The 23,876-nt window shown below is 57.8% G+C and carries 21 protein-coding genes and 2 pseudogenes; 13 read left to right on the forward strand and 10 right to left on the reverse strand.

Going from position 1 to position 23,876, the window contains the following annotated elements:
• Positions 1–179 (reverse strand): annotated as a pseudogene (locus FS804_RS25255) (LysR family transcriptional regulator); the annotation flags it as partial.
• Between the two features lie 26 nt (positions 180–205).
• Between FS804_RS25255 and FS804_RS21820 the strand changes: the two are divergent.
• Both FS804_RS21820 and FS804_RS21825 read left to right on the forward strand, forming a co-directional pair.
• A pseudogene (locus FS804_RS21820) lies at positions 206–562 on the forward strand (IS3 family transposase); the annotation flags it as partial.
• A gap of 81 nt (positions 563–643) precedes the next feature.
• A complete protein-coding gene (locus FS804_RS21825; protein ID WP_144578914.1) occupies positions 644–1,573 on the forward strand; it encodes a siderophore-interacting protein in 930 nt (309 codons plus the stop codon).
• Positions 1,574–1,632: 59 nt separating this feature from the next.
• On the opposite strand, the gene FS804_RS21830 is transcribed toward FS804_RS21825, so the two are convergent.
• Together FS804_RS21830 and FS804_RS21835 are read right to left on the reverse strand one after the other, a co-directional pair.
• A complete protein-coding gene (locus FS804_RS21830; RefSeq protein ID WP_080854966.1) occupies positions 1,633–1,926 on the reverse strand; it encodes a type II toxin-antitoxin system mRNA interferase toxin, RelE/StbE family in 294 nt (97 codons plus the stop codon).
• On the reverse strand, positions 1,923–2,231 hold the full coding sequence (locus FS804_RS21835; protein ID WP_144578915.1) for a type II toxin-antitoxin system RelB/DinJ family antitoxin: 309 nt from the start codon (positions 2,229–2,231) through the stop codon (positions 1,923–1,925). Before FS804_RS21835 ends, FS804_RS21830 begins: the two co-directional genes overlap by 4 nt.
• 388 nt (positions 2,232–2,619) lie before the next feature.
• Between FS804_RS21835 and FS804_RS21840 the strand changes: the two genes are divergently transcribed.
• The gene (locus FS804_RS21840; protein WP_144578916.1) at positions 2,620–2,937 is read left to right on the forward strand and encodes a hypothetical protein; all 318 of its coding nucleotides are present in this window, start codon (positions 2,620–2,622) and stop codon (positions 2,935–2,937) included.
• A 2-nt stretch (positions 2,938–2,939) separates the two neighbouring features.
• Positions 2,940–3,821 carry a hypothetical protein gene (locus FS804_RS21845; protein ID WP_144578917.1) on the forward strand — a complete coding sequence of 294 codons (882 nt, stop codon included), beginning with the start codon at positions 2,940–2,942 and terminating at the stop codon, positions 3,819–3,821.
• A gap of 643 nt (positions 3,822–4,464) precedes the next feature.
• Here the strand turns inward: FS804_RS21845 and FS804_RS21850 are convergent.
• Positions 4,465–6,270, reverse strand: coding sequence for a helix-turn-helix domain-containing protein (locus FS804_RS21850; RefSeq protein ID WP_144578918.1), 1,806 nt, complete (start codon positions 6,268–6,270; stop codon positions 4,465–4,467).
• Positions 6,271–7,068: 798 nt separating this feature from the next.
• Between FS804_RS21850 and FS804_RS21855 the strand changes: the two genes are divergently transcribed.
• The 9 genes from FS804_RS21855 to FS804_RS21895 all read left to right on the forward strand — a co-directional run bounded on the left by FS804_RS21855 (position 7,069) and on the right by FS804_RS21895 (position 15,335).
• Complete coding sequence (locus tag FS804_RS21855; RefSeq protein ID WP_144578919.1) at positions 7,069–8,040, forward strand: flavin reductase; 972 nt, start codon at positions 7,069–7,071, stop codon at positions 8,038–8,040.
• Between the two features lie 22 nt (positions 8,041–8,062).
• Positions 8,063–9,574 (forward strand): aldehyde dehydrogenase, encoded by a 1,512-nt coding sequence (locus FS804_RS21860; RefSeq protein WP_144578920.1) that lies wholly within the window; start codon positions 8,063–8,065, stop codon positions 9,572–9,574.
• Positions 9,575–9,604: 30 nt separating this feature from the next.
• On the forward strand, positions 9,605–10,681 hold the full coding sequence (locus FS804_RS21865; protein WP_144578921.1) for an LLM class flavin-dependent oxidoreductase: 1,077 nt from the start codon (positions 9,605–9,607) through the stop codon (positions 10,679–10,681).
• 2 nt (positions 10,682–10,683) lie between these two features.
• On the forward strand, positions 10,684–11,496 hold the full coding sequence (locus tag FS804_RS21870) for an alpha/beta fold hydrolase (RefSeq protein WP_144578922.1): 813 nt from the start codon (positions 10,684–10,686) through the stop codon (positions 11,494–11,496).
• Positions 11,489–11,878: a carboxymuconolactone decarboxylase family protein gene (locus FS804_RS21875; RefSeq protein WP_144578923.1), complete on the forward strand. Its 390-nt coding sequence runs from the start codon at positions 11,489–11,491 to the stop codon at positions 11,876–11,878. The genes FS804_RS21870 and FS804_RS21875 overlap by 8 nt, the downstream gene beginning before the upstream one ends.
• Complete coding sequence (locus tag FS804_RS21880; protein WP_144578924.1) at positions 11,875–12,189, forward strand: NIPSNAP family protein; 315 nt, start codon at positions 11,875–11,877, stop codon at positions 12,187–12,189. The genes FS804_RS21875 and FS804_RS21880 overlap by 4 nt, the downstream gene beginning before the upstream one ends.
• Positions 12,190–12,250: 61 nt before the next feature.
• Entirely contained in the window at positions 12,251–12,859 is a 609-nt protein-coding gene (locus FS804_RS21885) for an amino acid synthesis family protein (protein WP_144578925.1), read from the forward strand.
• Between the two features lie 73 nt (positions 12,860–12,932).
• Entirely contained in the window at positions 12,933–13,859 is a 927-nt protein-coding gene (locus tag FS804_RS21890) for a glyoxylate/hydroxypyruvate reductase A (protein ID WP_144578926.1), read from the forward strand.
• A gap of 18 nt (positions 13,860–13,877) precedes the next feature.
• The gene (locus FS804_RS21895) at positions 13,878–15,335 is read left to right on the forward strand and encodes an NAD-dependent succinate-semialdehyde dehydrogenase (RefSeq protein WP_144578927.1); all 1,458 of its coding nucleotides are present in this window, start codon (positions 13,878–13,880) and stop codon (positions 15,333–15,335) included.
• A gap of 148 nt (positions 15,336–15,483) precedes the next feature.
• Here the strand turns inward: FS804_RS21895 and proX are convergent, their stop codons facing one another.
• From proX to FS804_RS21920, 6 genes are all read right to left on the reverse strand, one after another.
• Positions 15,484–16,521, reverse strand: coding sequence for a glycine betaine/L-proline ABC transporter substrate-binding protein ProX (proX, locus tag FS804_RS21900; protein WP_144578928.1), 1,038 nt, complete (start codon positions 16,519–16,521; stop codon positions 15,484–15,486).
• Positions 16,522–16,668: 147 nt separating this feature from the next.
• On the reverse strand, positions 16,669–17,592 hold the full coding sequence (locus FS804_RS21905) for a proline/glycine betaine ABC transporter permease (RefSeq protein WP_144578929.1): 924 nt from the start codon (positions 17,590–17,592) through the stop codon (positions 16,669–16,671).
• The gene (locus FS804_RS21910; protein ID WP_186376954.1) at positions 17,585–18,790 is read right to left on the reverse strand and encodes a glycine betaine/L-proline ABC transporter ATP-binding protein; all 1,206 of its coding nucleotides are present in this window, start codon (positions 18,788–18,790) and stop codon (positions 17,585–17,587) included. Before FS804_RS21910 ends, FS804_RS21905 begins: the two co-directional genes overlap by 8 nt.
• Before the next feature lie 510 nt (positions 18,791–19,300).
• Entirely contained in the window at positions 19,301–19,900 is a 600-nt protein-coding gene (locus FS804_RS25260; protein WP_246665930.1) for a sensor histidine kinase KdpD, read from the reverse strand.
• Positions 19,901–19,998: 98 nt separating this feature from the next.
• Positions 19,999–20,625 carry a GAF domain-containing protein gene (locus FS804_RS25265; protein WP_246665931.1) on the reverse strand — a complete coding sequence of 209 codons (627 nt, stop codon included), beginning with the start codon at positions 20,623–20,625 and terminating at the stop codon, positions 19,999–20,001.
• Positions 20,626–20,781: 156 nt separating this feature from the next.
• Positions 20,782–23,862 (reverse strand): multidrug efflux RND transporter permease subunit, encoded by a 3,081-nt coding sequence (locus tag FS804_RS21920; protein WP_144578930.1) that lies wholly within the window; start codon positions 23,860–23,862, stop codon positions 20,782–20,784.
• Positions 23,863–23,876 lie beyond the last annotated feature (14 nt).

Here is a 23,876-nt window from a genome sequence, read left to right on the forward strand (position 1 = left end):
ACGTCGTCCCCGACCTGCCATTCGTTCAGATAGGCAAGTCCGGCTCCGTCGCGGGCAGCCCGGAGCATCAGGTCGCTGTCGTCGAGCGTGAGCTTGCCAGGAACGTCGAGCATGAAGCTCTCTCCTCGCTTTTCGAACTCCCAGCGATAGAGTGTACCGCTCGCCATTCTCGCACGAATGGGCACTGCAGAGCCGCCAAACCACCGATGTCGTTCTCAAGGCTCTGCTTATGGCCGTGTGGCGACGCAAGCCGAAGGAAAAGGTGCTGATCCACTCGGATCAGGGCTCGCAGTTTACCAGCATGGACTGGGCCTCGTTCCTCAAGCATCACAATCTGGTTCACTCGATGAGCCGTCAAGGCAACTGCCATGACAATGCGGTGGCCGAGAGCTTCTTCAATCTTCTGAAGCGAGAACGGATACGTCGCAGGGTCTACCGTTCACGCGATGAAGCACGCCAGGACGTGTTCGACTACATCGAAATGTTCTACAACCCGAAACGCAAACACGTCAGGAACGGGATGCTGTCGCCCGTCGAGTTCGAGAAACAGCAGAAAATCTAACCCGAGGGTGTCTACGAAACTCGGGGCTATTCATCGCCATTCGGCGACGCCACATTCGAGGCGACGGCAAACGGTTTCCGGTTGACGGCGGAAGCTTCCGATCCCGGCGGCCTGAACCGGCTGAAACATGCTCTGGTCGGGCCGAGCGGTTTTATCGCCGCCCGTGAAAATCTCGATATTCAATGGGAAGGCGACCATGTGGACCCCGCCTTACCCGACGATCTGCGTATCTTGCGGGTGCAGGCCACTGAGGACCTGTCGCCCCGCTTTCGCAGGATCGTCTTCAAGGGAGAGAACCTCGAACGTTACGACCGTAAAGACCAGCTCCACTGTCGTCTCATTTTCCAGCCGCGCGACATCGCCGCGCCACGCTGGCCGCTACTTGACCCTCGTGGGCATGTCGTCTGGCCGGGCAATATTGCGATTCCGACGCGCGTCTATACGATCCGCTTCATCGACATGGCAAGACAGACAATCACGATCGACTTTGCGCTTCATGCTCATCCCGGGCCGGCGACCCAGTGGGCGATGAATGCGCGGACAGGCGATGTCGTCGGCATTCTGGGGCCGGCGGCGAATGGTCCAGGACCAGCAGACTTCTACGTTCTTGCCGGAGACGAGACTGCTTTACCCGGCATTGCCAGAATTCTTGAGTATTTGCCAGCCACGGCGACCGGCCACGCCTTTAACGAAATCGATACACCCGCCGACGAATTGCCGCTTTCTTCTTCCAGCGGCATTTCTATCCAATGGTTATATCGCAACGGCGAGGGTGCAGGCTCCACGACGCTCCTTCAAGATGCAATTGGCTCCATTCGATGGCCGGCACGCCGAGAGAGCGTCTTCTTCTGGGGTGGATGCGAACACAAAGCCTTCAGTGCGATTCATCGCCATCTGAGGAAGGAAGTGGGGCTTCCGCGTGACCGCTTCGTGCTCTATTCGCACTGGCACCGGTTCCTCAGCGAAGAAGACATCATCATCAAAGGGGCCGATGCTTATCTACCTCAGTGAAAACATGAGGTTTGCAATTGATAAGATTCTAACCGTCGGCCCCATGGAAAAGAATCGATTTAGCTTATAGGCACAGACTCTGGCCATTCCTGCGCACCATGCAATACACGAAGAATTCGAACTGTCGTGTCGGTAACGGCATAAGCAGCTACGTAGGGCGTGCCGTTGATGACGAGTTCGCGTGTACCGGCAATTCTACCAACACGGCCGCTGGCGGGAAAATCGAGCAAGCGACGTGAGGCTGCGACTATCCGTTCGTCGACCAGAACGGCGGCCGCAGGATTATCTGCCTCAATGTATGTGAAGATGGCGTCGCGATCCGATAACGCGAACGCAGACCAAGTAAGTTTCACGACTTGAGCGCACCAGCTTTAAGACGGGCAGCCGCTCGACGTTCGGCAAAATGCGCCTCAACCTCGTCGTCGGATAGGTCCGGGCGCGTATCGTTTAGCGCTTCGAGCACCTTGTTGCGAAACCAAGCGTCATGAGCCTCACTGCCTGAAAGGAGCTCAAGGGGGAGCGCCCCTTCGTTGGCAGTCCGTGTAAGCAATATACGGACCGCATCGGATACTGTAAGGCCCATACTCTCAAGAACGGCAGAGGCACGATCCCGAACTTCGGCATCAATACGTGTTTGGACAAGTGCGTTTGCGGCCATAGCTATCTCCATATCTGACGAGATAGTAATGCACTTGAATGACAACTTCTACACAAAGTTTCAGATTGTCGTTGTCCACCTCGTCTTTCTTAGTCTTGATAAAGGATACAAACCACCGACCCGCCGTTCGCAACCGCTTTGCTCTTGAAAGGATCAGAAACGTCGGCCCAATGATTCTTATAAGCTAACACGTTAAAATTGTTCAGGGGCGAGAGTCGCCTTATCTATCACGGAACGGCTAACCGCTGCGCGCGACGGCTTCGGTCATGCACATCACCATCAACCGAAATGAAAATCAATTTCGAGCTACACCTTTCAGGTAGCTAGAAGGCTTCGGCTACCGAGAGTATTCTGAATAATCCAAAAGTTGCCAATTGGAGAAGGGAAAATGCGTAGGATGTTCGCATTATTGGTCGGTCTTTCGTTGCTGCTGCCGCAATCGGTGGTTCTAGCCGAGGACGTTCCCGTCGAGTCCGTTTCGCTGCAACAAATGCTGGAAGCGCTGATCCTGAGGGATGGCATCAAAATCATGGAGAACAACATAAAGGCCGCAGAAAGGGAGAGCGGCGACATAGACAAAGCTATTCGGGCAACTCTCGGCATTAGTATCAGAGATATTAAGAAGTATGGACTCCTCGGCGGTCCGAACTCTGAAATGCGCAAACTGTTCACGGCACTTGGTTTGGTTAAAAGGATCGAGGGTTAGGGATGTCCAAGCGATCGATTTACTGGTCCGTGCTATCCGGGATGTTGATTGCACCGACTGCTGCTCTTGCGGATGGGATGCTGGACTTTATGGACCCGTGCAAAGACGCCCAGAAAGATTTTAAATCCAGTTACAACGCCATTCAAACCCAAGCCGACGAAGCGGTTGTGAACATGACCGCCTGGGGCGAAGATCCGACGAAGGTTCCTGATAAGGTTTTGGACGCTTACAAGGTAGCTCTCCGCACGATCGCCTTAAAAACTTGGTCTGATAGCCCAGCTGGCAAAGGCACTATCGCCAGTTGGGGCAACCCTGGGGAGGAAAAAGTGCAGGAGATGTTTTTCCAGCACATCTATCCCGCAGAAATTAAGCCCGATGTCGAGACGACACTCGCCAGACAACTTTTTAAGATGGACTACGATCAGAAGATCAAACCCACCCTTGCCTCTGATCGCGCGGAAATAAGTAAAAAGCTGGATGAGCAAAGGGCGCAGCTGGATGCCTCGTGCAAACCCGACGTCGTAAGCCAAATTTTTAGAGGCACCATCGGTAATGCACTGGTCATGCTCAAAGGCAACTTCGACGCCGCAAAGCGGGAGCCTGGAGAGCTTGCCAAGGTGGTGCGAGCTGTAACTGGCATAAGCATTGGTGACATCATGAAGAACGGCTTAGCCGGTGGTGAAAACAGCGAAATGAACAAGCTTCGGAAAAACTGGACAGTTGCTCTCGATAATGTGGGGATAGGTCAGAACAACGAAATCCGCAGGGCACTCGCGGCCATTGATCCAACCAACCTACCATCACCGAAAGAAGTTCAGGTCAACATTGACAAAGGCACCATCCCCAATCTCAAGAAAAATCTGACGTTCGGCCTCTGGAAATAGGAAAAGCGAGAGATATGCATCTAGTGAACTGCCTACTAAGGCGAGTGTCGCCTTTTCAAGTCACGCAACCACGTCCTAACAGATAGTCACCACGGATCTGGCCACGCGCAATGCCGCTCTCCCAAGCGAAACGTGGTCGACTCGAGTGCTCGGGACAGTTGACGTCCACTTTCATCATCAAATTTTGGCTATGCCCACACAACCCGCCGTTCAGTGGAGGATTCCAAGGTTCTGATTTGCGGAGTAGGTGGCCAAAAACGACAAAACCACCCCTGCCAGACGAAGGCGGTTAACGATTATTGTATGAACTGGTTGCGGGCGCAGGATTTGATCCGGCGATTGCCAGGTTTGATCAGTTGAGGTGTTCGTTGCTAAGGCGGTGATTTCGGGCGGCCGCCTTGAAAAGGATCGAACCTGCAATACCTTTGGTCGAAATCTAAGTGTTTGCAGCAACGGCAGCTTCGCTCCCAACATGGCTCAGCACGTGAGCCATAACGACGAAGGAGAGAGGGAACAACTTGAACACGGCGACTGAGGCAAAAGATTCCTGAAGGCAGATCTTCGCTCCGCGCAATCTCGGATCAGATTAAAGCGCAAACCATCAAACTGCCTCGGGACGGTTACTCTGACGGGAGGCATCCGTCTACGCCTCGCCATAGACCGAATTGTCGATGACACGATACAGACGGATTGCCAATTCCACCGCGAACCGCTTTTCTGGCGTTTCGACATCAATGCCAAACAGTTCCTGGATACGCGCCAACCGGTAACGGAGCGTTGTCACGTGCAACCCCATCCGGTCTGCGCAGGCCTGTGCCCGGCAAGCTTCTTGCAGGTAGGCCGAGAGCGTCTCAAGGTAGGGCGTCTTGTGCTCGCGGTCATGCTCGGCCATCGCACCAATGCTCTCCTGGACAAAACTCCTGACATCACCCGCATCTGCGGCAGAAACCAGCATTGGAAGCGGGCCGAAATCCTGTGTCGACACCGCGCCGGTCAATCCGAACGAGCGCCCGATGCGGATCATTCGATTGCAGCGGTCCCAAGCAGGCGGATAGTCGTCCAACCCGGCGCAGCGCGTGCTGGCAACGACGAGTGGCGCTTCCTCGAAATAGCGCTCCATTTCGCTGGCGATCCGCTGCATCACCTTGCCACTCTTTTCCCGCCGCCTCGCCGTCTCATAAGGCATCAGGCAGACGACGCCACCCTCGATCGCCACGAGATTTCCCGTAAGCCCGCCCTGCTGTATCACCCGTGAGATAGTGTGTTCGACGTCGATCGAACCTCCGCCGATAGCCTTTGCTTTTTGGGGAAAATCAACCACGATCATCTGCTGTGGTGAGGAGAAATCCAAACCAAGTCGCGTGGCGCGCTGGGATATGTCGGTCGGATCACGCCAGCGTCGTTCCACAACCTCGAAAAAGAGTTCGCTCTCCGTCCTTGTCTCGAAGCGGAAGCGCAGGAAGCTCCGCATCATCTGAACGCTGAGCCCGAATTTCGCGCTGTCCAGCATGATCTGGTCCAACTCGCCCGACATTGCGGGATCCGAAAAGATAATGAGCGCGCCGACATGCTGCTTGTCCACCATAAGCGGCTCAATTCGAGCGGTCACCGTTAGCCGTGTCGAACCGGTACCGAGAAGAATTGGTACCATTTTGGATGTAATGGACTCAAGACTTTCCCTTGCAGCCTTCGTCAGCGCTCTGGCGAATGCACCACTTGCCGCAGCCTGCCAGGCATCATCGCCAATAGTATCGGGAAGCGGCGAACGGCCAGCGATAATCTGGTTTGCTGTAAAATCCACAACGATAAGAGGATCTGGCAAAAGTCTCCCGACCATCGAGGCTAGCGAGGAAACAGAGCCATCACTCAGCACATGTTCCAACATCGACGTATGAGCTGCCAGCGCACGATCCAGCCGACCCGCGGCCTTTTCCTCCGCTGCAAGACGGCGCTGTCTTTCCACGGCGATCGCGCCAAGATGGACGATCGTGCCCATGAAAGCGAGCTCTTCTTCGGTAATTTCGGTGATGGAACGCGAGACCACGGTCAACACCATCGGCCGGTTTTGTTCGTCGAAACAATTCATCGGCATGACGAGAACCGTGCGGTAGTCCCGCTCGAATGACTCCTTGCGATAGCCGGGAAATTCGTCCGATTCCCGTACGTCGCGAATGTAGACGGGCTCGTTGCGTTGCAGGGCTATTAACGAGGGGCTGGTCGCCAACTCCCAGCGTTCGGAAAGATTGCGCGGAATGATCCCTGGATCATGGCGAGCAATGACGTATGCATAACCGTTCTCCGCGTCGATACCCATGATCGAACCGAGCGTCCAGTTGCCGTGTCTACAGGCTGCGGCGACAAGCTGCGTCAGGATCGTAACGATATCGCCGCCACTGTTGATCTGGCTTGCAACCTCGCGAAGGGAAAGTATTTTCGATTTCTGATCCAAATCCCGTGTGCCCTACCATTAAAGCAAAGATAATGCGCTGGTCGACCATCGTTGTCTACTACTCATCGTGGGAACAAATGCTCGCTCGATCCTCCGTTTCTTGGAAGAGGAACCAGCGGCTTAGATACGAATTGATATGAACTGCCCTGCCTTTCGGCCCATATCATCACCGAAACAACCACATGTCATTGACCCGGTAGTCACTAACGCCGTGCAGTGGGGCCTCCGCATCACGAAAGGTGCCCTGCCGGAGAGGTTGGCGCCGCGCCACAAAATATTGGCTGGGCCTGCGCAAGGTTGAAAAGGCGGGCTTTGTCGTAAGCTGTTGCAACTGTGTATCCCTCCTGATCTGGGACGTACGGAGCGCTCCTGTCGAAACCCCAAAGTCCCACTTACTGGCATGGCAGGGGCGGAGGCGCTTGGATGATGTGGGTCGCCACCAACAGTTCAGGCCGATGAGCATCCGGTTATCAACCACAAACCACCATAGATCGATACATCACTTGTGACGTGACATAGACGAGGGACGAACGCGCGATGCCGCTATCAACTCTCAGCGCCCCTCGGCCACACCCAGTCGCTGAGGCTAAAACTCGTTCTGCGCGTTTTCAATCATATCAAACCCAACATCTGGGGCGCGTTCGCAACCGCTTCCATTACCCGCCCTGTTCACGTCAACTTGTCCGTTCGTTCCGCCGAAAGCAGTAAACGCTAGGACCATCTTACTACGTTGCGAGGGAAGATGGCACGCCACCTAGCATCTACCTTGAATGGCGGAACAAAAGGAAATCGTCTGTCATGAACGAGACTCATCCAGCCATCGACCCCATCGCCCTACGAAAGGCGTTTGGAACATTCGTCACCGGCGTGACGATCGTAACCACCTACGACGCCGATGGCAATCCGCGCGGCATGACGGCGAACTCGTTCACATCGGTTTCGCTGGATCCTCCCTTGCTCCTCATCTGTGTTGGAAAATCGGCAGCGAGCTATGAAGCCTTCTGCCAGACGGAAAGTTTCGCAGTAAACTTCCTGCATGAAGGACAGGTCGATGTTTCCGGAATCTTCGCGTCCAAAACTGCCGATAAATTTGGCTCTGTGCGCCACCACCGGGTGCATACGGGCGCACCTGTCCTCGCCGACAGCCTGTCGTGGTTCGACTGCACCGTCTTCAATCGAGTTGAGGCTGGCGACCATGTTATCCTGATTGGCGAAGTCCGAGCCTTCGGAACAAGCCCGCAAGCACCTCTCGGCTTTTGCCGTGGCCGCTATGCCAGCGTGAAGGACCCGCTACCGGAAGGCTGGCTTGAAGCGCAGGGTATGGTGATCGGTTATCTGGTCGAGGCCAATAATTCCGTGCTGCTGCGCGCGGATGGAAAGGGCGGGTGGGTATTGCCCGTCGGTCGCAAGCGCAGGGCCGACACGGAACTGAAGCTTAAGGAGGACAGTGCTCTTTCCCTCCACCCCGACGCGACCTTTCTCTATTCGGTCTATGACGTGGCGGACACCGATCCGGGGCACCTGATCTACCGCGCCGAGCTATCGAGCCATACGTCAGTCCCCGAGCTTCCGGAAGGCTATCGCTTCTTCCCGATAGACGAGATCCCCTACGACCTCATCCCGACACGGGAACTACAGGCCGTGCTGCGCCGCTACACGCGCGAAAGGCAGGACCGGTCTTTCGGCATCTACATGGACTCGGGCGACGGCGGTCGCTTTGCGACCATCGACGGTCAGGCCCGGCCCTGGTCCAACGCAATCAGCAAGTGAAATCAGATATTGGGAGACCGGAATGCAAACGACTGCCGTAGCCATCAAGGGTAAACGCCTCGGCCTGTTCATTGATGGCCGTTTCATCGAGCCCCAAAGCGGGAAATTCGTCGATAGCTACGATCCAACCACGGGGGAAGCCTGGTACCAGTTTGCAGAAGGCGGGGCCGACGACGTCGATCTGGCGATATCCTCTGCACAGCGTGCTTTTCGCGATCCGTCCTGGCGGCGCATGACGCAGACCGCTCGTGGCAAGCTGGTTCGCCGGCTGGCCGATCTCGTGCTGGAACATGCTGAAGATCTCGCTTTACTCGAGACTCGCGACAATGGCAAGCTGATCAAGGAAATGCGCGCGCAAATGCGTGCAATTCCAGACTCCTACCTCTATTTTGCCGGCATGGCCGACAAGCTGCAGGGTGACACGATCCCCGTCAACAAGCTCGACCAGCTGAACTTCAACATGCGCGAGCCGCTCGGTGTCATCGGCATGGTGACCCCGTGGAACTCACCTTTGATGCTGCTTACCGGAACGCTCGCCCCGTGCCTTGCAATGGGCAATACGGTGGTGATCAAGCCCTCCGAACACGCGACTGCCTCAACACTCGCGCTTGCGGAACTGATCGTGGAGGCCGGGTTCCCGGCCGGTGTGGTCAATGTCGTCACTGGCGGTGGCGCGGTAACCGGCGAGGCTTTGACCCGCCACAAGGGTATTGCCAAATTCGTCTTCACAGGCAGCACCGCAACCGGCCGGCGCATTGCCGCGAACGCGGCGGCCAACCTGGTGCCATGCCAGATGGAACTGGGCGGCAAATCTCCGCATGTCGTGTTCTCGGACGTCGATATTGAAAAGACGGTCAACGGGGTCGTTTCGGGTGTCTTCGCCGCCGCCGGACAGACCTGCGTTGCGGGATCACGCTGCTTCGTCGAAGCCAATATCTACGATCGTTTCGTCGAAGCACTGGTTGAGCGTACCCGCAGCATCAAGCTCGGCGACCCGATGGATGACGCAACCGATATCGGCCCACTTGCACTCGAGAGCCAATTATCAAAGCTCGCGGGGTACGTTGGCTCCGGCGTCAGGGAAGGTTCTCGCATCGCAATCGGCGGCAAACGTCCGCAATCGGACGAACTGTCGAGGGGCTGGTACTTCGAGCCGACGGTGATGGCTGATGCCACCAACGAGATGAGCTTCATGCGCGACGAGTTGTTCGGCCCGATGGTCGGGGTCATGCCCTTTTCCTCCGAGGAGGAAATGATCTCGCTTGCCAACGATACGAATTACGGCCTGGCATCAGGCATCTGGACGCAGAACATCGATCGCGCCATGCGGTTCGCCAACCAGATCGACGCGGGCACCGTGTGGATCAACACCTATCGGTCGGCCGCTTACATGTCCGCGAATGGCGGTTTCAAGGAAAGTGGTTACGGCCGCCGCGGCGGCTTTGACGTGATGCGCGAATTCTCTCGCGCCAAGAATGTCGTCATCGACTACTCGGGCGCCATGCAGGACCCCTTCGTGATCCGTCTTCGCTAACCTTAACAGAACAAATTTAGGGAGACACACATGAAATTTGCAGTCGCCATCAGCATGGAGCGCGGATCGCCCGATGCCTCGATGCACACCGTCAAGAACAACATGCTCGAGATCGCCAGAATGGCCGACGAAGGCGGGTTCGAAACGCTTTGGACCTCGGAACACCATACGATCGAAGCAACGATCGCACCGAACCCATTCCAGACGCTGGTCTGGCTCGGCCAGCACACGGACCGTATCCGGCTCGGCACGGGAACGCTCGCCGCCGCCTATTGGAATCCGATCCGGCTTGCCGGCGAATCTGCTTTCTGCGACCACCTGATCGGCGGTCGTCTGGAATTCGGCATCGCCCGCGGCGCCTATCAATACGAGTTCGACCGCATGCTCCCGGGCACCCAGCAGCAGGAGGGCGTCGGTTACATGAAGGAGCTTGTGCCGGCGGTTAAAAAGCTCTGGCAGGGCGATTATGCCCATGACGGGCACTACTGGAAATTCCCGAAAACTGCCGCCGTGCCGAAGCCGCTGCAGAAACAGCTGCCGCCGATCTGGGTTGCGGCTCGCGATCCAGGCACATTCGACTGGGCTGTCAGCATAGGTGCCAATATTATGTCGACGCCACTCTCTTCACCTGCCGCGGAGATCTACGTGCTGGCGGAGAAATTCCGCAAAGCGGTCTCCGATCATCCGGAAGTGCCCCGCCCGCGCTTCATGATGCAGCGACGCACATCAGTCTACGCAAAGGCGGACGATTGGGAGATCCCCGTCCGTCACAGCATCGACTACGGCCGAACCTTCGAAAATCTGATGCAGAACATCGGTACCGTGAAAGACGGTTTCCCGGAGGCCGTGCCATATGAACTCGTTCGCAACAAGGACAACTACAATCCCGAGAGCATTCGCAAGAACCTGATGTTCGGTACGCCGGATGAGGTCATCGAAAAGTTGATGGATTACGAGGCGGCCGGCGTTGACCAATATTGCCTTGGCCTCTCCTTCAATCAACCCTTCGAGTTACAGCGCCAAACGCTCCGCCTCTTTATCGACGAAGTCATGCCGGTTTTCGCCGCGCGCGAAAAGGAAATGAAGCGCACGGCATCGGTGGGCTGACCATGGGCTCCGGGGGGATTTTGAAAGTAGGCGAGGTGCAACTCGCCTACCGGCTCGAGGGCGAAGGTAGCAGGCCGCTCATCTGCATTCACGGCGTCGGCTCCTACAAGGAGGCGTGGGAAGGCGTTGTGGACGGATTAATGAAAGACTTCACCATCTTGACCTTCGACCTGCGCGGCCATGGAGAATCGTCTCGCATCAAGGGTCGCTACGAGATCGAGGACTTCGTGCGGGAGGTGATTGCGCTCGCCGACCATGTGGGGTTCAAAACCTTCTCCCTTGCCGGCTTTTCTCTCGGCGGCCTCATTGCCCAGAAACTGGTGCTGACGCATCAGGAGCGCGTCGACCACCTCATCCTGCTGTCGACTGTCGCCGGCCGCACGCAGGAGGAAAGGGACCGCGTGGCAGGCCGTCTTGCGGCATTGATGGCAGGCCAACCCGGTTCTCACTACGACGCATCCCTATCGCGCTGGCTGACCGAAGAGTTCCAGAAAAACAATCCCGACAAGATCGCCCGCCTCCGGGCGCGGAATGCCGAAAACGACCCGGATTGTTACGCCGCCGCCTATCGGGTGCTTGCGGAAACAGACCTTGGCGAGGAGTTATCGCAGATCGGCGTACCGACGCTGATCGCAACCGGCGAAGACGATAGCGGCTCCAATCCGCGCATGGCCGACTTCATCCATGACAGGATCGCGAACTCGGAGCTGAGAATCCTCCAGGGTCTGCGTCATTCGATCCTGACGGAAGCGCCGGACCTTGTCGCATCCATTATGCGTGATTTTCTGAACAAAACGAGGAAAGCTCATGGATAAGCCCCTGCAGCAGGCGGGAGAAGCCATTCGCCGCAAGGTTCTCGGCGACGGCTACGTCGATCGCGTGCTCGAAAAGGCCGACGACTTCTCGCGTCCTTTCCAGGACATTCTCAACGAATATTGCTGGGGCATGGCCTGGACGGATGATGCTCTCGACCTGAAGCAGCGCAGCCTCCTTAATCTCGGCATGCTGGCGGCGCTTGGGCGCATGCATAAATTCCGGATCCATTTCCGTGGCGCACTTCGCAACGGTCTGACTGAGGCGGAACTGCGCGCAGCGCTCACCCAGATCGCCGTCTATTGCGGCATTCCGGCGGGTGTTGAAGCCTTTCGCGCCGCGCAGGACGTGCGCGCGGAAATGCAGAAGGAAGCTCTGGCATGATCGTCGAGGAGCGTATCTATAGGATTCGCGGCGGCAAGATGCAGGAATATGTGAAACTCGTGCGCGAGGAGGGTATCGCCATTCAGGCGCCCATCCTCGGTAACCTGATCGGCTATTTCGTCACTGATATCGGTCCGCTCAGCCATGTGATCCACATGTGGGGTTATGCGAGCCTCGACGATCGCGCCGAGCGCCGTGGCAGGCTAGCGGAGGATCCACGCTGGCAAGCTTTCATCCCGCGGCTCGCGGCACTGATCGAAAGCTCCGAAAACCGCATCCTGCTACCCACCGATTTTTCGCCGCTTCGGTGAAATTGAGCGCAGCCACCACAGCAACCTGGCACGCCAAGCCTGCCCAACATTTAACAAAGGAATGACAGAGATGGTCGAACTCAATGTCCGCAAATACGCAACCTTCCTGGAAGAAACGCTGATCGAGGGAGGAAAGGCCGCCGACAGACCGATCCGTTCGGTCGTCGTCGCCGCGGTGTTGCGCAATCCCTGGGCCGGCCGTGGCTGGGTCGAGAACCTGCGCCCGGAAATCCTCTCGCTTGCCCCTCCGCTCGGCCGCGAACTGACCGCCCGCCTGACTGCGCTGATGTCCGCCGATCAGGTGGAGGCCTATGGCAAGGCTGCCGTCGTCGGCGTCAATGGCGAAATCGAGCATGCATCCGGTCTGATCCATACACTGCGTTTCGGCAACATGTTCCGCGAGGCGGTGAATGGCACGGCATTTTTAAGCTTTACCAATATTCGCACCGCACCGGGCGCACTTGTTTCGCTGCCCATGATCCACAAAAGCGAGACAGGCAAGCGCTCGCATTTTCTTACAGCCACCTTCCAGATGGTCGATGCGCCCGCTCCCGATGAAATCCTCGTAGCGATCGGTGCCAGTGATGGCTCGCGCGCGCATCCGCGTATCTCGGACCGCTTCCAGGACATGGAAGAAATGGCAAAGGACGCCCCTGCCAAGGCATCCTGATCTCCAAGCGTTCCTGCGACATGCTCGCCGGCTCCTCTAAAGGCGGCGGCGAGACAGCCTTGAGGCCCATCCGATGACCCTCTTATATCACGCAGATGCCGAGCGCGGCGCCGAATGGGCTGTGCTGTTTGCCGAAAGGGCGCCAGAAATTCCTTTCGAGTATCGTCCGGATGCAGTCTCGCCGGAGGCGGTCCGTTTTCTCGCCGTCTGGCATCCGGCGGCGGGCATGTTGCAGCGCTACCGTAATCTCGAAGTGCTTTTCTCACTGGGCGCCGGCGTCGATCAGTTCGATCTCGACGACATTCCGAAAGACTTGCCGCTGGTGCGCATGGTCGAGCCCGGCATTGCCGAGGGGATGGCGGAATATGTCTCGCTTTCCGTCATGCTGCTGCACCGGCATTTCCTGGATTATGTCGGTCAGCAACGGGCAGAGGTCTGGAAGCTGAAGCGGTTTTATCCAACCTCCTGCCTGCGGGTTGGCTTCCTCGGCGCCGGCATGCTTGCTCAGGCGGCCATTGCCAAACTGCAGGCGTTCGGTTTTACGCTCAGCGCCTGGAGCCGCAGCGAAAAGAAGATCGAAGGCGTCACCTCTTATCACGGAGAAGACGGGCTGAACGCCTTCCTGCCGCAATGCGACATTCTCGTCTGCCTTTTGCCGTTGACGCCGGAGACGCGCGGCATGTTGGACGGCGCGCTGTTTTCGAAGCTTCCGAAGGGCGCGGCCATCATCAATTGCGGACGCGGCCAGCATCTTGCGCAGAGCGACCTTCTCGACGCGCTGGCGAGCGGGCAGCTCTCACGCGCGATCCTCGATGTCACCGATCCCGAACCGTTGCCGCCGGGGCATCCGTTCTGGCACCACGAAAAGATTTTCCTGACGCCGCATACCGCCAGCATGACCCAGCCGCACACGGCGGTGGATACCGTCATCGACAACATTCGCCGACACCGCGCGGGCAAGACGATGGTCGGCCTCGTCGATCGCCACTCTCTTTACTGAACATGTCAAAGGACGACCATGAACAGGCACGGTTTGAAAGACCCTTCGCTTTTTGTTGAGAAAGCCTATATCGGCGGGGAATGGCGGGACGCCGTTTCCAGCAAGACGCTCGATGTTGATAACCCTTCGACGGGCAAAACCATCGGCACCATTCCGGCCTGCGGCGCCGTTGAGACGAACGCCGCGATCGAGGCGGCTGACGCGGCCTTCAAAAGCTACCGCAAGACCACCGCGGAGCAGCGCGCCGCCCTTCTGGAGCGCTGGTTCGAGCTCGTCATCGAAAATGTCGAGGATCTTGCCCGGATCATGACGCTCGAACAGGGCAAACCGCTGGCAGAGGCTGCCGGTGAAGTCCGTTACGGCGCAAGCTTCATCAAGTGGTTTGCGGAAGAGGCCCGGCGCGTCAACGGGTACACGATCCCATCGCCGTCACAGGACCGACGCATCGTCATACTGAAGGATCCGGTCGGCGTCAGCGCTGCGATCACGCCGTGGAACTTCCCGATTGCGATGATCACGCGCAAATGCGCGCCGGCGCTCGCCGCCGGTTGCCCGATTATCGTCAAGCCGTCCGAACTCACCCCCTACTCTGCGCTGGCACTGGCATTGCTTGCAGAACGCGCCGGCTTCCCGCATGGCACGCTCAGCGTCATCACCGGCCTGCCTCAGGAAATCGGCGCCGCACTGACTGCCAGCGAGACCGTGCGCAAGCTGTCCTTCACAGGCTCGACACGCGTCGGCGCGCTGCTGATGGAACAATGCGCCAGCACGATCAAACGCCTCAGCCTTGAGCTTGGCGGAAATGCCCCATTTATCGTCTTCGACGATGCCGATCTCGATCTGGCGGTTGCCGGCGTTATGGCGAGTAAGTTCCGCAACGCCGGACAAACCTGCGTCTGCGCGAACCGCGTCCTCGTGCAGAACGGCATATATGACCGCTTCGCGGCCCGTTTGTTGGAGGAAGTCGCAAAGCTCAGTGTTGGCGACGGCCTGGCGAGCGGCAGCAATCTGGGGCCGCTGATCAACGATGCTGCCGTCGAGAAGGTTCGCGCGCATGTCGCAGACGCCTTGGCCAAAGGAGCAAGCCTGCTGACGCAGAAGGCTGAACACGATGCCGGACGTTTCGTCACCCCGATCGTGATCGGCAACGCGAGGGTCGACATGCGGGTCGCAAATGAGGAGACGTTCGGTCCGCTCGTTCCGCTTTTCCGCTTCGGAACTGACGAAGAAGCAATCGAGATCGCCAATGGCACGCCGTTCGGGCTGGCCTCCTATTTTTACACGCAGGATCTCAAGCGCTCATGGCGCGTTGGCGAAGCACTGGAATTCGGAATGGTGGGCCTCAACACCGGCAGCGTCTCGATGGAGGTCGCGCCCTTTGGCGGCGTTAAGCAATCCGGGCTCGGCCGCGAAGGCGCGCAGGCCGGTATTGACGAATATCTGGAAACCAAGAGCTTCCATATTTCCGGCCTTTGATTTTTCGCAATATCCGAATCCCGTCTTCCCTCACGCCTTTAGAAAAAGACAACGCTGCGTTTCTCCTCTAAATTGAGGGGAAAGAAAGACGGCGGAGGTGCCTGCGCACCTCCGCCGTTCCTGCTTGGCATAGTAAATCGGCTTGGGGTCAATTTGCAGCTTTGGCAGCCGCAACCCAACCATCGAGCAGAGCCTTGTTCTCTGTCAGCCACGCATCCGAAAGACCGCGAACCGTTGCATCACTGCCGCCCTTCTGGCTAATCGCTTGCTCCCAGCTCGACCATGTCGCCAGAGGGAAAGACATATTTTCGACGAAGGACTTCACTGCCGGATTTTCTTTCAGGAAGTCCTTGTTGCCGACCGCCGTCCAGTTCCAGGCAGCCATTGCCATGCGGCAGGGATTCGCGGCGCCAGCGCAACCCTCCACGTTCGCAACAGCGTTCGTTCCGGTGCTTGGTACGCTTGGCGGAAGGGCATCGAAGGGTGTCGGCAACCAGACGACGTCTTTGCCTGGCTGCAGCGCCTTGTTCATCCAGGAGGGGCTCCAGGCATAGAAGAACACCGGTTCGCCCCGTTTCGCGCGGGCGACAGCCTCGACCATCAGGGCTTCGTACTTACCGCGAACAGACTTTACCGTATCTTTGAGACCGAACTTGTCGAGCTGGTATTCCACGACATCGCCGCAGCTCCAGCCGGGATCGCAGTTGATGAGATCGGCCTTTCCATCCGTTCCGAACAGCGCTGCGATCTTGGGATCTTTCATCTGGTCGAGCGTCTTGATGTTATAGGCATCGGCCGTTTTTTTATCGATAAGGTAGCCATTTATACCACCGCCCTCGATCAGGCCCTTCCCAATCATGTCTGCCTTGTCGGCCACCTTACGAAAACCGGGCTCCCGCTGAGGAAAATTGATGTCGGTCGCGATATCGAGATCGCCCTGGGCCACCGCCTGGAAAAACAAGGTCGTGTTGACCGTGCTAAGCTTGACCTTGTAGCCAAGCGCTTCGAAACCCTTGGTTACAATCTTGGCGACAACATAGTTGGCACCGAGACTGTCTGACTGCGCAAAGCGAATGGTCTTGCCTTCACCCGGCAGTTCCGCGGCAGAAGCGGATGACAATACCGGAACGGAGGCTGCGACGATTGTCGAGGCCAGCAAGGCGAATGATTTGAAATTTAGTGTCATAGTTCCCTCTATTTGTTTTGGTTTGACGTCTGAAGGGGCGCATTTTCGCTTTACCCTCCGGTCTTAAGCCGACAGGCGGACTAGATGAATTTTCAGTCACATGGATTCCAGAAACGCGCCTCGCTTCCCATGAGAAGCGAAGCAGGCTCAGGCAGTTCCGGCCGAAGGTTTCGAACGGGATCCCATCAGAACCGTGCCGAGCGTCGTCCGAAACGAACGCTTCGGCTTTGACGTCGCGGGCATGGCGAGCTTTTGCGTAATCCGGTCGAGGATCATGGCAAGCAGAATGATTGCGATACCGCCAACAGCCGCTCGACCCACATCAAGACGCCCAAGCCCCTGCAACACGACAAGCCCAAGCCCTTCGGCACCGATCATCGCGACCACGACAGACATGACCATCGCCGTCAGAACCGTCTGGTTAAGACCGCCAAGGATCGTCGGGATAGCCAACGGAAACTGGATTTCCCAGAGGAGCTGGCGCCGGTCTGCACCGAAGGCGAGACCCGCTTCAACCATTTCCGTCTCGACCATGCGAATACCGAGATTGGTGAACCGGATGAGCGGCGGCGCAGCGGCAATCACGACGGCCACTTCGCCGGGCACCGTGCCGACACCGAACAGCATCACGACAGGCACGAGATAAACGAAGGTCGGCGTGGTCTGCATGATATCGAGGACTGGCCGCACAACCTGCCATACGCTGTTGTTGATCGCGCACCATATGCCGACCGGAATGCCGATCACAGTCGATATGACGATGGCGGTGCTGATCAGCGACAGCGTGGTCATCGATTCATCCCAAACCCCAAGCGACGCGATGACGACGAAAGAGATCGCGGTAAAAATGGCGATGCCGAGCGAGGCCAGGCGATAGGCGATCAAAAACGACAGGACCAGGAAGATCGGAAACGGGATGGCATGCAGAATGTGGTCGTTAAACGCCAGCAGGTTTTCGATCGGCCACTTGATGGCAACAAACAATGGGCGAAGATTAAGAGCGAGCCACTGGACGCCATCGGCAATCCACGCATCAATCGGAAAAACGGCAAGATCGTTGGCATCAAACATTTTTTTCACCATGCGCTGACGCGGCCGGGAAGGAAGAAGAAGCGATACAGGCGAGGATCTGTTCAGACTCGAGTATGCCGACAAACCGATCGTCCTCATCGACAACGGCCATCGGCTGATCCGGCCGGTTCATGCGGGCAGCATCGATCAACTTCGTGTTTTCCCGTATCTTGACAAAATCGCGCGACATCAGGCTGTCGCAGGACGAACCTGAATCGAGTTGCAACAGAGCGGCTTGATCGAGCAAGCCGACGACCCGGCCCGAAGGATCGAGCACGAAGCCTACCTTTCTCGTCTTGCTGGCTGTCTGCCCAACAATCTGGATTTCGCCAGAGCGACTGAGCGCCTCGCAGTGTCGCATGACGGCCCGAGCTTCAAAGACCCGCGACCGGTCAACATCACGCGTGAAGGCGCTAACATAATCGTTGCCTGGATCGGCGACGATCGCCTGAGGCGTACCTTCGCGGACCACGGCACCGTCTTTCATGATAGCGATCCGGGTGCCGAGCTTAAGGGCCTCCTGGAAATCGTGGGTGATGAACACGATGGTCTTGTTGAGAGTTCGCTGCAGACGCAGCAACTCATCCTGCATCTCGGAACGGATCAGCGGATCGAGCGCGCTGAACGCCTCGTCCATGATCAAGAGATCCGCATCAGTGGCGAGCGCCCGCGCAAGGCCGACGCGCTGCCGCATACCGCCGGAAAGTTCGTGCGGATAATGCTTGGTCCATTTGGCAAGACCAACGATGGACAGTATTTCCTCGGCCCGTTTGCGGCGCTGCTGGAGCGGCACGCCGCGCATCTTCAGGCCGAATTCGGCGTTTTCGATCACCGTCTTGTTTGGCAGCAGTGCGAAATGCTGGAAAACCATGGAAACGCGCCGTCGGCGTATGTCGCGCAACTCGGCTGGTTTCAGCGGCACGATATCTCGTCCGTCGAGGAGGATGCTGCCGGCAGTGGGTTCGTTTAGGCGGTTGATGCAGCGCGCCAACGTGGACTTGCCCGAGCCGGAAAGCCCCATGATCATGTACATCGCGCCTTCCGGCACGCTCAGTGACACGTCGTTCAGCCCCACAACGGCCATGGTTTCAGCCAGGACCTGCTCTTTTCCGGCTCCCGCTTTCAAGAGGTCCATGGCTTTTTCCGGTCTGTCCGAAAAAACCTTGTAAAGGTTTTCGATCCGAAGTCGTTCGTTCAATGGTAGCTCCCACGTTGTTCCCGATCTTTAGGGCGGTTCTTACCCTCGAAATTATTGTTTTTTGTTATTCAGCAGTAAGGCACCCCAGACATGCCGCGTCTTCCGCCGACAAGGAGGATATTCCATTCCCTGCTCCCTATGAAACAGTGGATGCTCTTTTATTGGCCGAGATGTCGCCTAAAACGGCTGCCGCAACGGCGCGGCAGAAATCGACATCCAGGCCAGCCCACTTGCCGGCGGAATCGACAGAACGGGCTCTGCAGCTGATAGAAGCGGCAGAGAAGATCGACGCCGCTATTGGACATCAGTCTTGGCGGCGAGATATTTCTCCGGCAGGCGACGTTCTCCGGTCCGGAGCGTGCCGTATCTATTCACCACGGTTATGACAGGTCGCCCATCCCATCCCGCTTTGCCACGTTTGTGCGATGCGAGAAACGATCGCTTCCGATGCGCTGCGCGATGCGGTCAGGGTCCTCATACCAACGAGTAGTCAGTTGAAGCAACCTATGCCTAAAGCGTCATCTTGAACGTGAAGCAGATTTCTGCATTATCGAGGACACATCGATTGTCCCGCCGTGTGCTTTGGCGATCTCCAGTGCGATATAAAGGCCAAGACCAGCCCCTGTTCGCCGCGGGAGGCTGAATGTTGTCCGCGGGAATCGGAATGGCTCCGTTGCGCGCAGAGATCTCGATACCTTGCTCGCTCTGCCGACCGTTGATCTCCACCGGATGCTTATCGGCGCCGTGGCTAACCGCGTTCGAAACGAAGTTGGAGAACAGCTGCGCGATCCGAAGGCGGTCGATAAGTGCCGCCTTTGGAAGTTCCAGATGGAGACGGATGTCACGGTGCGGATGTGCCGAACGAATCTCGTCAGCCACCACCTGCAAGGTTTCTACTAGGTCCGTTTCATTCAGATCAAGGGAGATGCCACCGCCAAGCCGAGCCCGTGCTAGATCCATGATGTTGTCGACGAGCCCGGTCATGCGGGAAATGCTCGCCTTCATCAGGTTTAGCACCAGTGGGCTTCGAGCCGTCCAACCTTCCTTCAGTAGGCGGCTCGTCCCGGCATTTAAGGCCGCCAGCGAATTGCGAAGGTCGTGACCAAGCACGGCGATGAACTGCTCGCGCAGTTCCGACAGCTCGCGCTCGCGCTGCAGCGACGCCTGCGTCTCACGCAGCCGGTCAGCGGCATCCAGATGATGTGCGATTAGCTCCGCGAACAGCTTGAACGTGCCGATGACCTGAGGGTGTCGACCTTCGCCGGCTTCGGATCGATTGCGCAGATAATTCCCCAGAAGGAGCCATCCGCCCGGATGATCGGCATCGAGATGTAGCTGCGCAGCCCGTAAATGCGGGGCGTGTGGTGGTCCCGGTACTGGTCGTAGGTCTGGGCGTCGTCGAACACGATCACCTGGCGGCGGTCTCGGATTTCGTTGCAGAGCGTGCTCTCGATCGGAAGTTCGTCGCCAGGCTTCAGGCCGAAACCGACGCGGTCGAGGGAGTTGCAGGTGATCCAGCGCGTCTCGGTTACACGAGTAATGGCGGCGAACCTCATTCCGGTCATCCGCAAAGCGACGTCAAGCATGGTCGGCACTGCCGCTATCCCTGATACGGCGTCGATATCAGACTGGTAGTCACAGGCATTTTGGCCGACGGAAGCTGCGCGCTCCGCCAGCTCCTGTGGCGCCGCCAAGCCAATATGTTCTACCGCGGTGGCGGCGGCCTCCGCCAGCGCCTCCAGCGTCTCAACTTCCCACCGCGTCGGTTCGTATGGCTTCACCCAATATGCGCCAATCGCCCCAACGGGATCGCCCCTGCGGGGATTAATGCGCAACTCTCTTCGTCAGAGGTTGCACATAACCCAGCGGCTTGACGTAAAAATCTCGTATGTGGATGCCTGCGGAATCAGGACGCCACCCGCGCCAACAAATGCTCAATATCCGGAAACCTGTTGGAAAGGGTGGGTGGCCGCACCGTCTCGCCCATCTTTTCAGCGGCGCCTTAACGACGCCACCAGGACATAGAAAACCGGGACGAACAACACGGCGAGGACGGTTGCGGAAATCATCCCGCCGAAAAGACCTGTTCCGATCGCATTTTGTGTTTCGGAACTTGCGCCCTTGGCGATGACGAGCGGAACGATGCCGAGCGTGAAGGCGAGCGAGGTCATGACGATGGGCCGCAGTCGAAGTCGGGAGGCTTCGATGACCGCATCCCTGAGGGACTGTCCATCCTGCTGCCTCTTTCGCGCAAACTCCACGATCAGCACCGCATTTTTTGCCGACAGGCCGATGAGTGTGATGAGGCCGACCTTGAAGAAAACGTCATTTTCCAACCCACGCAGATGGACGGCGATGACGGCACCAAGAATGCCAAGCGGCACGACCATCATGACGGACAGCGGCACGGTCCAGCTTTCGTAAAGCGCAGCGAGGACTAGGAAAACGATCAGGAACGAAAAGGCCATCAACATCGGCGCCTGTGAGCCCGACTGACGCTCCTGCAGCGACTGACCGGTCCATTCGACCGCAAAACCGGTGGGTAGCTTTGCCGCGAGCCGTTCCATTTCCTGCATCGCCTTGCCGCTGGAAACGCCCGAGGCGGCGGAGCCGGAAATGCTGGTGGATGGATAGCCGTTATAACGGGTGAACTGCAGCGGCATCGTCGACCATTCCGGTGTAATGATTTCCGAAAGACGGACCATCTTGCCGGCTTCGTTGCGGACGTGGAGGTTGAGCACATCATCCACCTGCATACGGCTTGAAGGCTTTGCCTGTACGATCACCTGTTGCAGGCGTCCATCGCGCGGAAAATCATTGACATAGGTTGAGCCGACCGCACCACCGAGCGTATCTGCGATGGTCGAGTAGGAAACGCCGAGCGCGCTCGCTTTCTGCCGATCGATGTTCAAGGTGACGCTTGGCCCGCGAGGAAGCCCGTCAACGCGAACATCGCGCACAAGCGTGCTCTCACCCGCAAGCTGGGTCAACTGGGCAGCAGCCTTGGCAAGCGCCTCTGCCCCGTGGTTGGAACGGTCCTGCAACCGCAATGCAAAGCCCGATGTCGTACCGAGTTCATCGATTGCCGGTGGCTTGAGACTGAAAATCTGTCCCTCCTCGGCCGTAGCCATCGCTGCCGTGGCGCCACTCACTTCATCATCGACAGTCGTCTTTCGTTCACCCCAATCCTTGAGCGTGGTAAAGGACATGGCTGTGTTTGGTCCCGAGCCGGAAAAACCGAAACCCATGATCGTCAGATTATTGGCGATGTCCGGCCTCGTCTTCACGTGGTTCTCGAACAGATCAACGACAGCGCGTGTCCGCTCCGCCGTGGCATTCGCTGGCAGGGTATAGGATGTCATGAACGAGCCCTGGTCTTCGTCCGGCACGAAGGCCGTTGACACCGTGGCATAGCCGTAGCCGACCGCGGCGATGATAGCGAGGTAGACCACCATGGTCCGACCCGTCTTGCGCAGGAGAATGGCGACCCAGCCGGCGTACCTTTCGGTGAGGCGCTCAAAGGCACGGTTGAACCAACCGAAGAAACCTTTTTTCTGATGATGATCGTGGCTGATAGGTTTCAGCAGCGTCGCACACAGCGCAGGCGTGAGGCTGAGTGCCAGGAACGCCGAAAATAGGATCGATACGGCCATCGACACGGTAAACTGCCGGTAGATCGCGCCAACCGAACCGGAAGCCATGCCCATCGGCAGAAAAACTGCCGTCAGAACAAGCGTAATGCCGATGACGGCACCGGATATTTCCGTCATCGCCTTGTGGGTCGCTTCAAGAGGCGAAAGCCCTTCTGTTGCCATCAGACGCTCGACATTCTCCACCACGACGATGGCGTCATCAACAATGATGCCGATTGCGAGAACCATGCCGAACATCGTCAGCGCGTTGATAGAGTAACCAATCGCCAGCATGACGGCGAATGTACCGAGAAGGGCGATAGGCGCGACAATAGCGGGAATAAGCGTATAACGCAGGTTTTGCAGAAAAAGCAGCATGATCAGAAAAACCAGAACCATGGCCTCGGCGAGCGTCTGAACCACCTTCTGGATGGAGACTTTAACGAATGGTGCCGTGTCGTAGGAGATGGCGTATTCCATTCCCTGCGGCATCGTCGTGGCAAGCTCCGCCAGACGCTCACGCACGCCATTGGATGTGCTGACCGCGTTGGCGCCCGGCGTCATCTGAATGGCCGCCGCCGTTGCGGGTTTACCACCGTCGAGGATCGAGAAGCTTGAGCTCTGGGATCCCACTTCGATCGTCGCGACGTCTCCCAATGTCAGCCTGGAACCATCGGAATTGGAACGCAGGATGATCTGCGCGAACTGGTCCGGGGTCTGCAACTGACCGCTCACGTTGAGTGGGACGGTGACCTTCTGGCCCGGCACAGTCGGAGATTCGCCGAGACGCCCTGGGGCAACAGCGACGTTCTGCTGCTGGATTGCCTGCGTCGCCTCAGCCATGGAGATGGAATGGGCAACAAGGCGGACGGGATCGAGCCAGATGCGCATTGCCGCTTCCGAACCGAACGACTGCACACGGCCGACACCGCTGACACGCTTGAGCTCCGGCGCGATATTCCGGACGAGATAATCGTCAAGGGCAAGAGCGTCGAGCGACCCGTCGTTCGATTTCAACGAAACGATCATCAGGAAGCCGGAAGACGCTGACTCCACAGTCAAACCCGCGCGGCGAACCTGTTCAGGCAGGCGCGCCTCTACGGCCTTCAGCCTGTTCTGGACATCCACCTGGGCAAGCTCGGGGTTGGTGCCCGGTTTGAAGGTAACCGTGATGTTGGCGGAACCGGAGGAGTCGGCCGACGAGTCGAAATAAAGGATATTCTTGGCGCTCGAAAGCTCGCGTTCGATCAGGCTGGTGACGCTGTCATTGATCGTCTTCGGCGTCGCACCGGTATAGGTGGCGTAGATCGAGACGCTGGGCGGCGCGATGACGGGAAAGCGCGAAACGGGGAGCTGGGGAATGGAAATGACCCCTGCAATCACGATCAAAATGGCGATGACCCAGGCGAAAACCGGCCTGGTAATGAAAAACTGCGGCATGATATGTCCGCTCC

This window comes from Agrobacterium sp. DE0009 (genome assembly GCF_007680755.1).
Taxonomy (GTDB): Bacteria; Pseudomonadota; Alphaproteobacteria; order Rhizobiales; family Rhizobiaceae; genus Agrobacterium; species Agrobacterium tumefaciens_B.

Coding starts and splice junctions, on each gene's coding strand:
- FS804_RS21835 (WP_144578915.1), bottom strand. CDS start 2,231: ATGGCCGCAAACGCACTTGTCCAAACACGTATTGATGCCGAAGTTCGG.
- FS804_RS21840 (WP_144578916.1), top strand. CDS start 2,620: ATGCGTAGGATGTTCGCATTATTGGTCGGTCTTTCGTTGCTGCTGCCG.
- FS804_RS21845 (WP_144578917.1), top strand. CDS start 2,940: ATGTCCAAGCGATCGATTTACTGGTCCGTGCTATCCGGGATGTTGATT.
- FS804_RS21855 (WP_144578919.1), top strand. CDS start 7,069: ATGAACGAGACTCATCCAGCCATCGACCCCATCGCCCTACGAAAGGCG.
- FS804_RS21860 (WP_144578920.1), top strand. CDS start 8,063: ATGCAAACGACTGCCGTAGCCATCAAGGGTAAACGCCTCGGCCTGTTC.
- FS804_RS21865 (WP_144578921.1), top strand. CDS start 9,605: ATGAAATTTGCAGTCGCCATCAGCATGGAGCGCGGATCGCCCGATGCC.
- FS804_RS21870 (WP_144578922.1), top strand. CDS start 10,684: ATGGGCTCCGGGGGGATTTTGAAAGTAGGCGAGGTGCAACTCGCCTAC.
- FS804_RS21875 (WP_144578923.1), top strand. CDS start 11,489: ATGGATAAGCCCCTGCAGCAGGCGGGAGAAGCCATTCGCCGCAAGGTT.
- FS804_RS21880 (WP_144578924.1), top strand. CDS start 11,875: ATGATCGTCGAGGAGCGTATCTATAGGATTCGCGGCGGCAAGATGCAG.
- FS804_RS21885 (WP_144578925.1), top strand. CDS start 12,251: ATGACAGAGATGGTCGAACTCAATGTCCGCAAATACGCAACCTTCCTG.
- FS804_RS21890 (WP_144578926.1), top strand. CDS start 12,933: ATGACCCTCTTATATCACGCAGATGCCGAGCGCGGCGCCGAATGGGCT.
- FS804_RS21895 (WP_144578927.1), top strand. CDS start 13,878: ATGAACAGGCACGGTTTGAAAGACCCTTCGCTTTTTGTTGAGAAAGCC.
- proX (WP_144578928.1), bottom strand. CDS start 16,521: ATGACACTAAATTTCAAATCATTCGCCTTGCTGGCCTCGACAATCGTC.
- FS804_RS21905 (WP_144578929.1), bottom strand. CDS start 17,592: ATGTTTGATGCCAACGATCTTGCCGTTTTTCCGATTGATGCGTGGATT.
- FS804_RS21920 (WP_144578930.1), bottom strand. CDS start 23,862: ATGCCGCAGTTTTTCATTACCAGGCCGGTTTTCGCCTGGGTCATCGCC.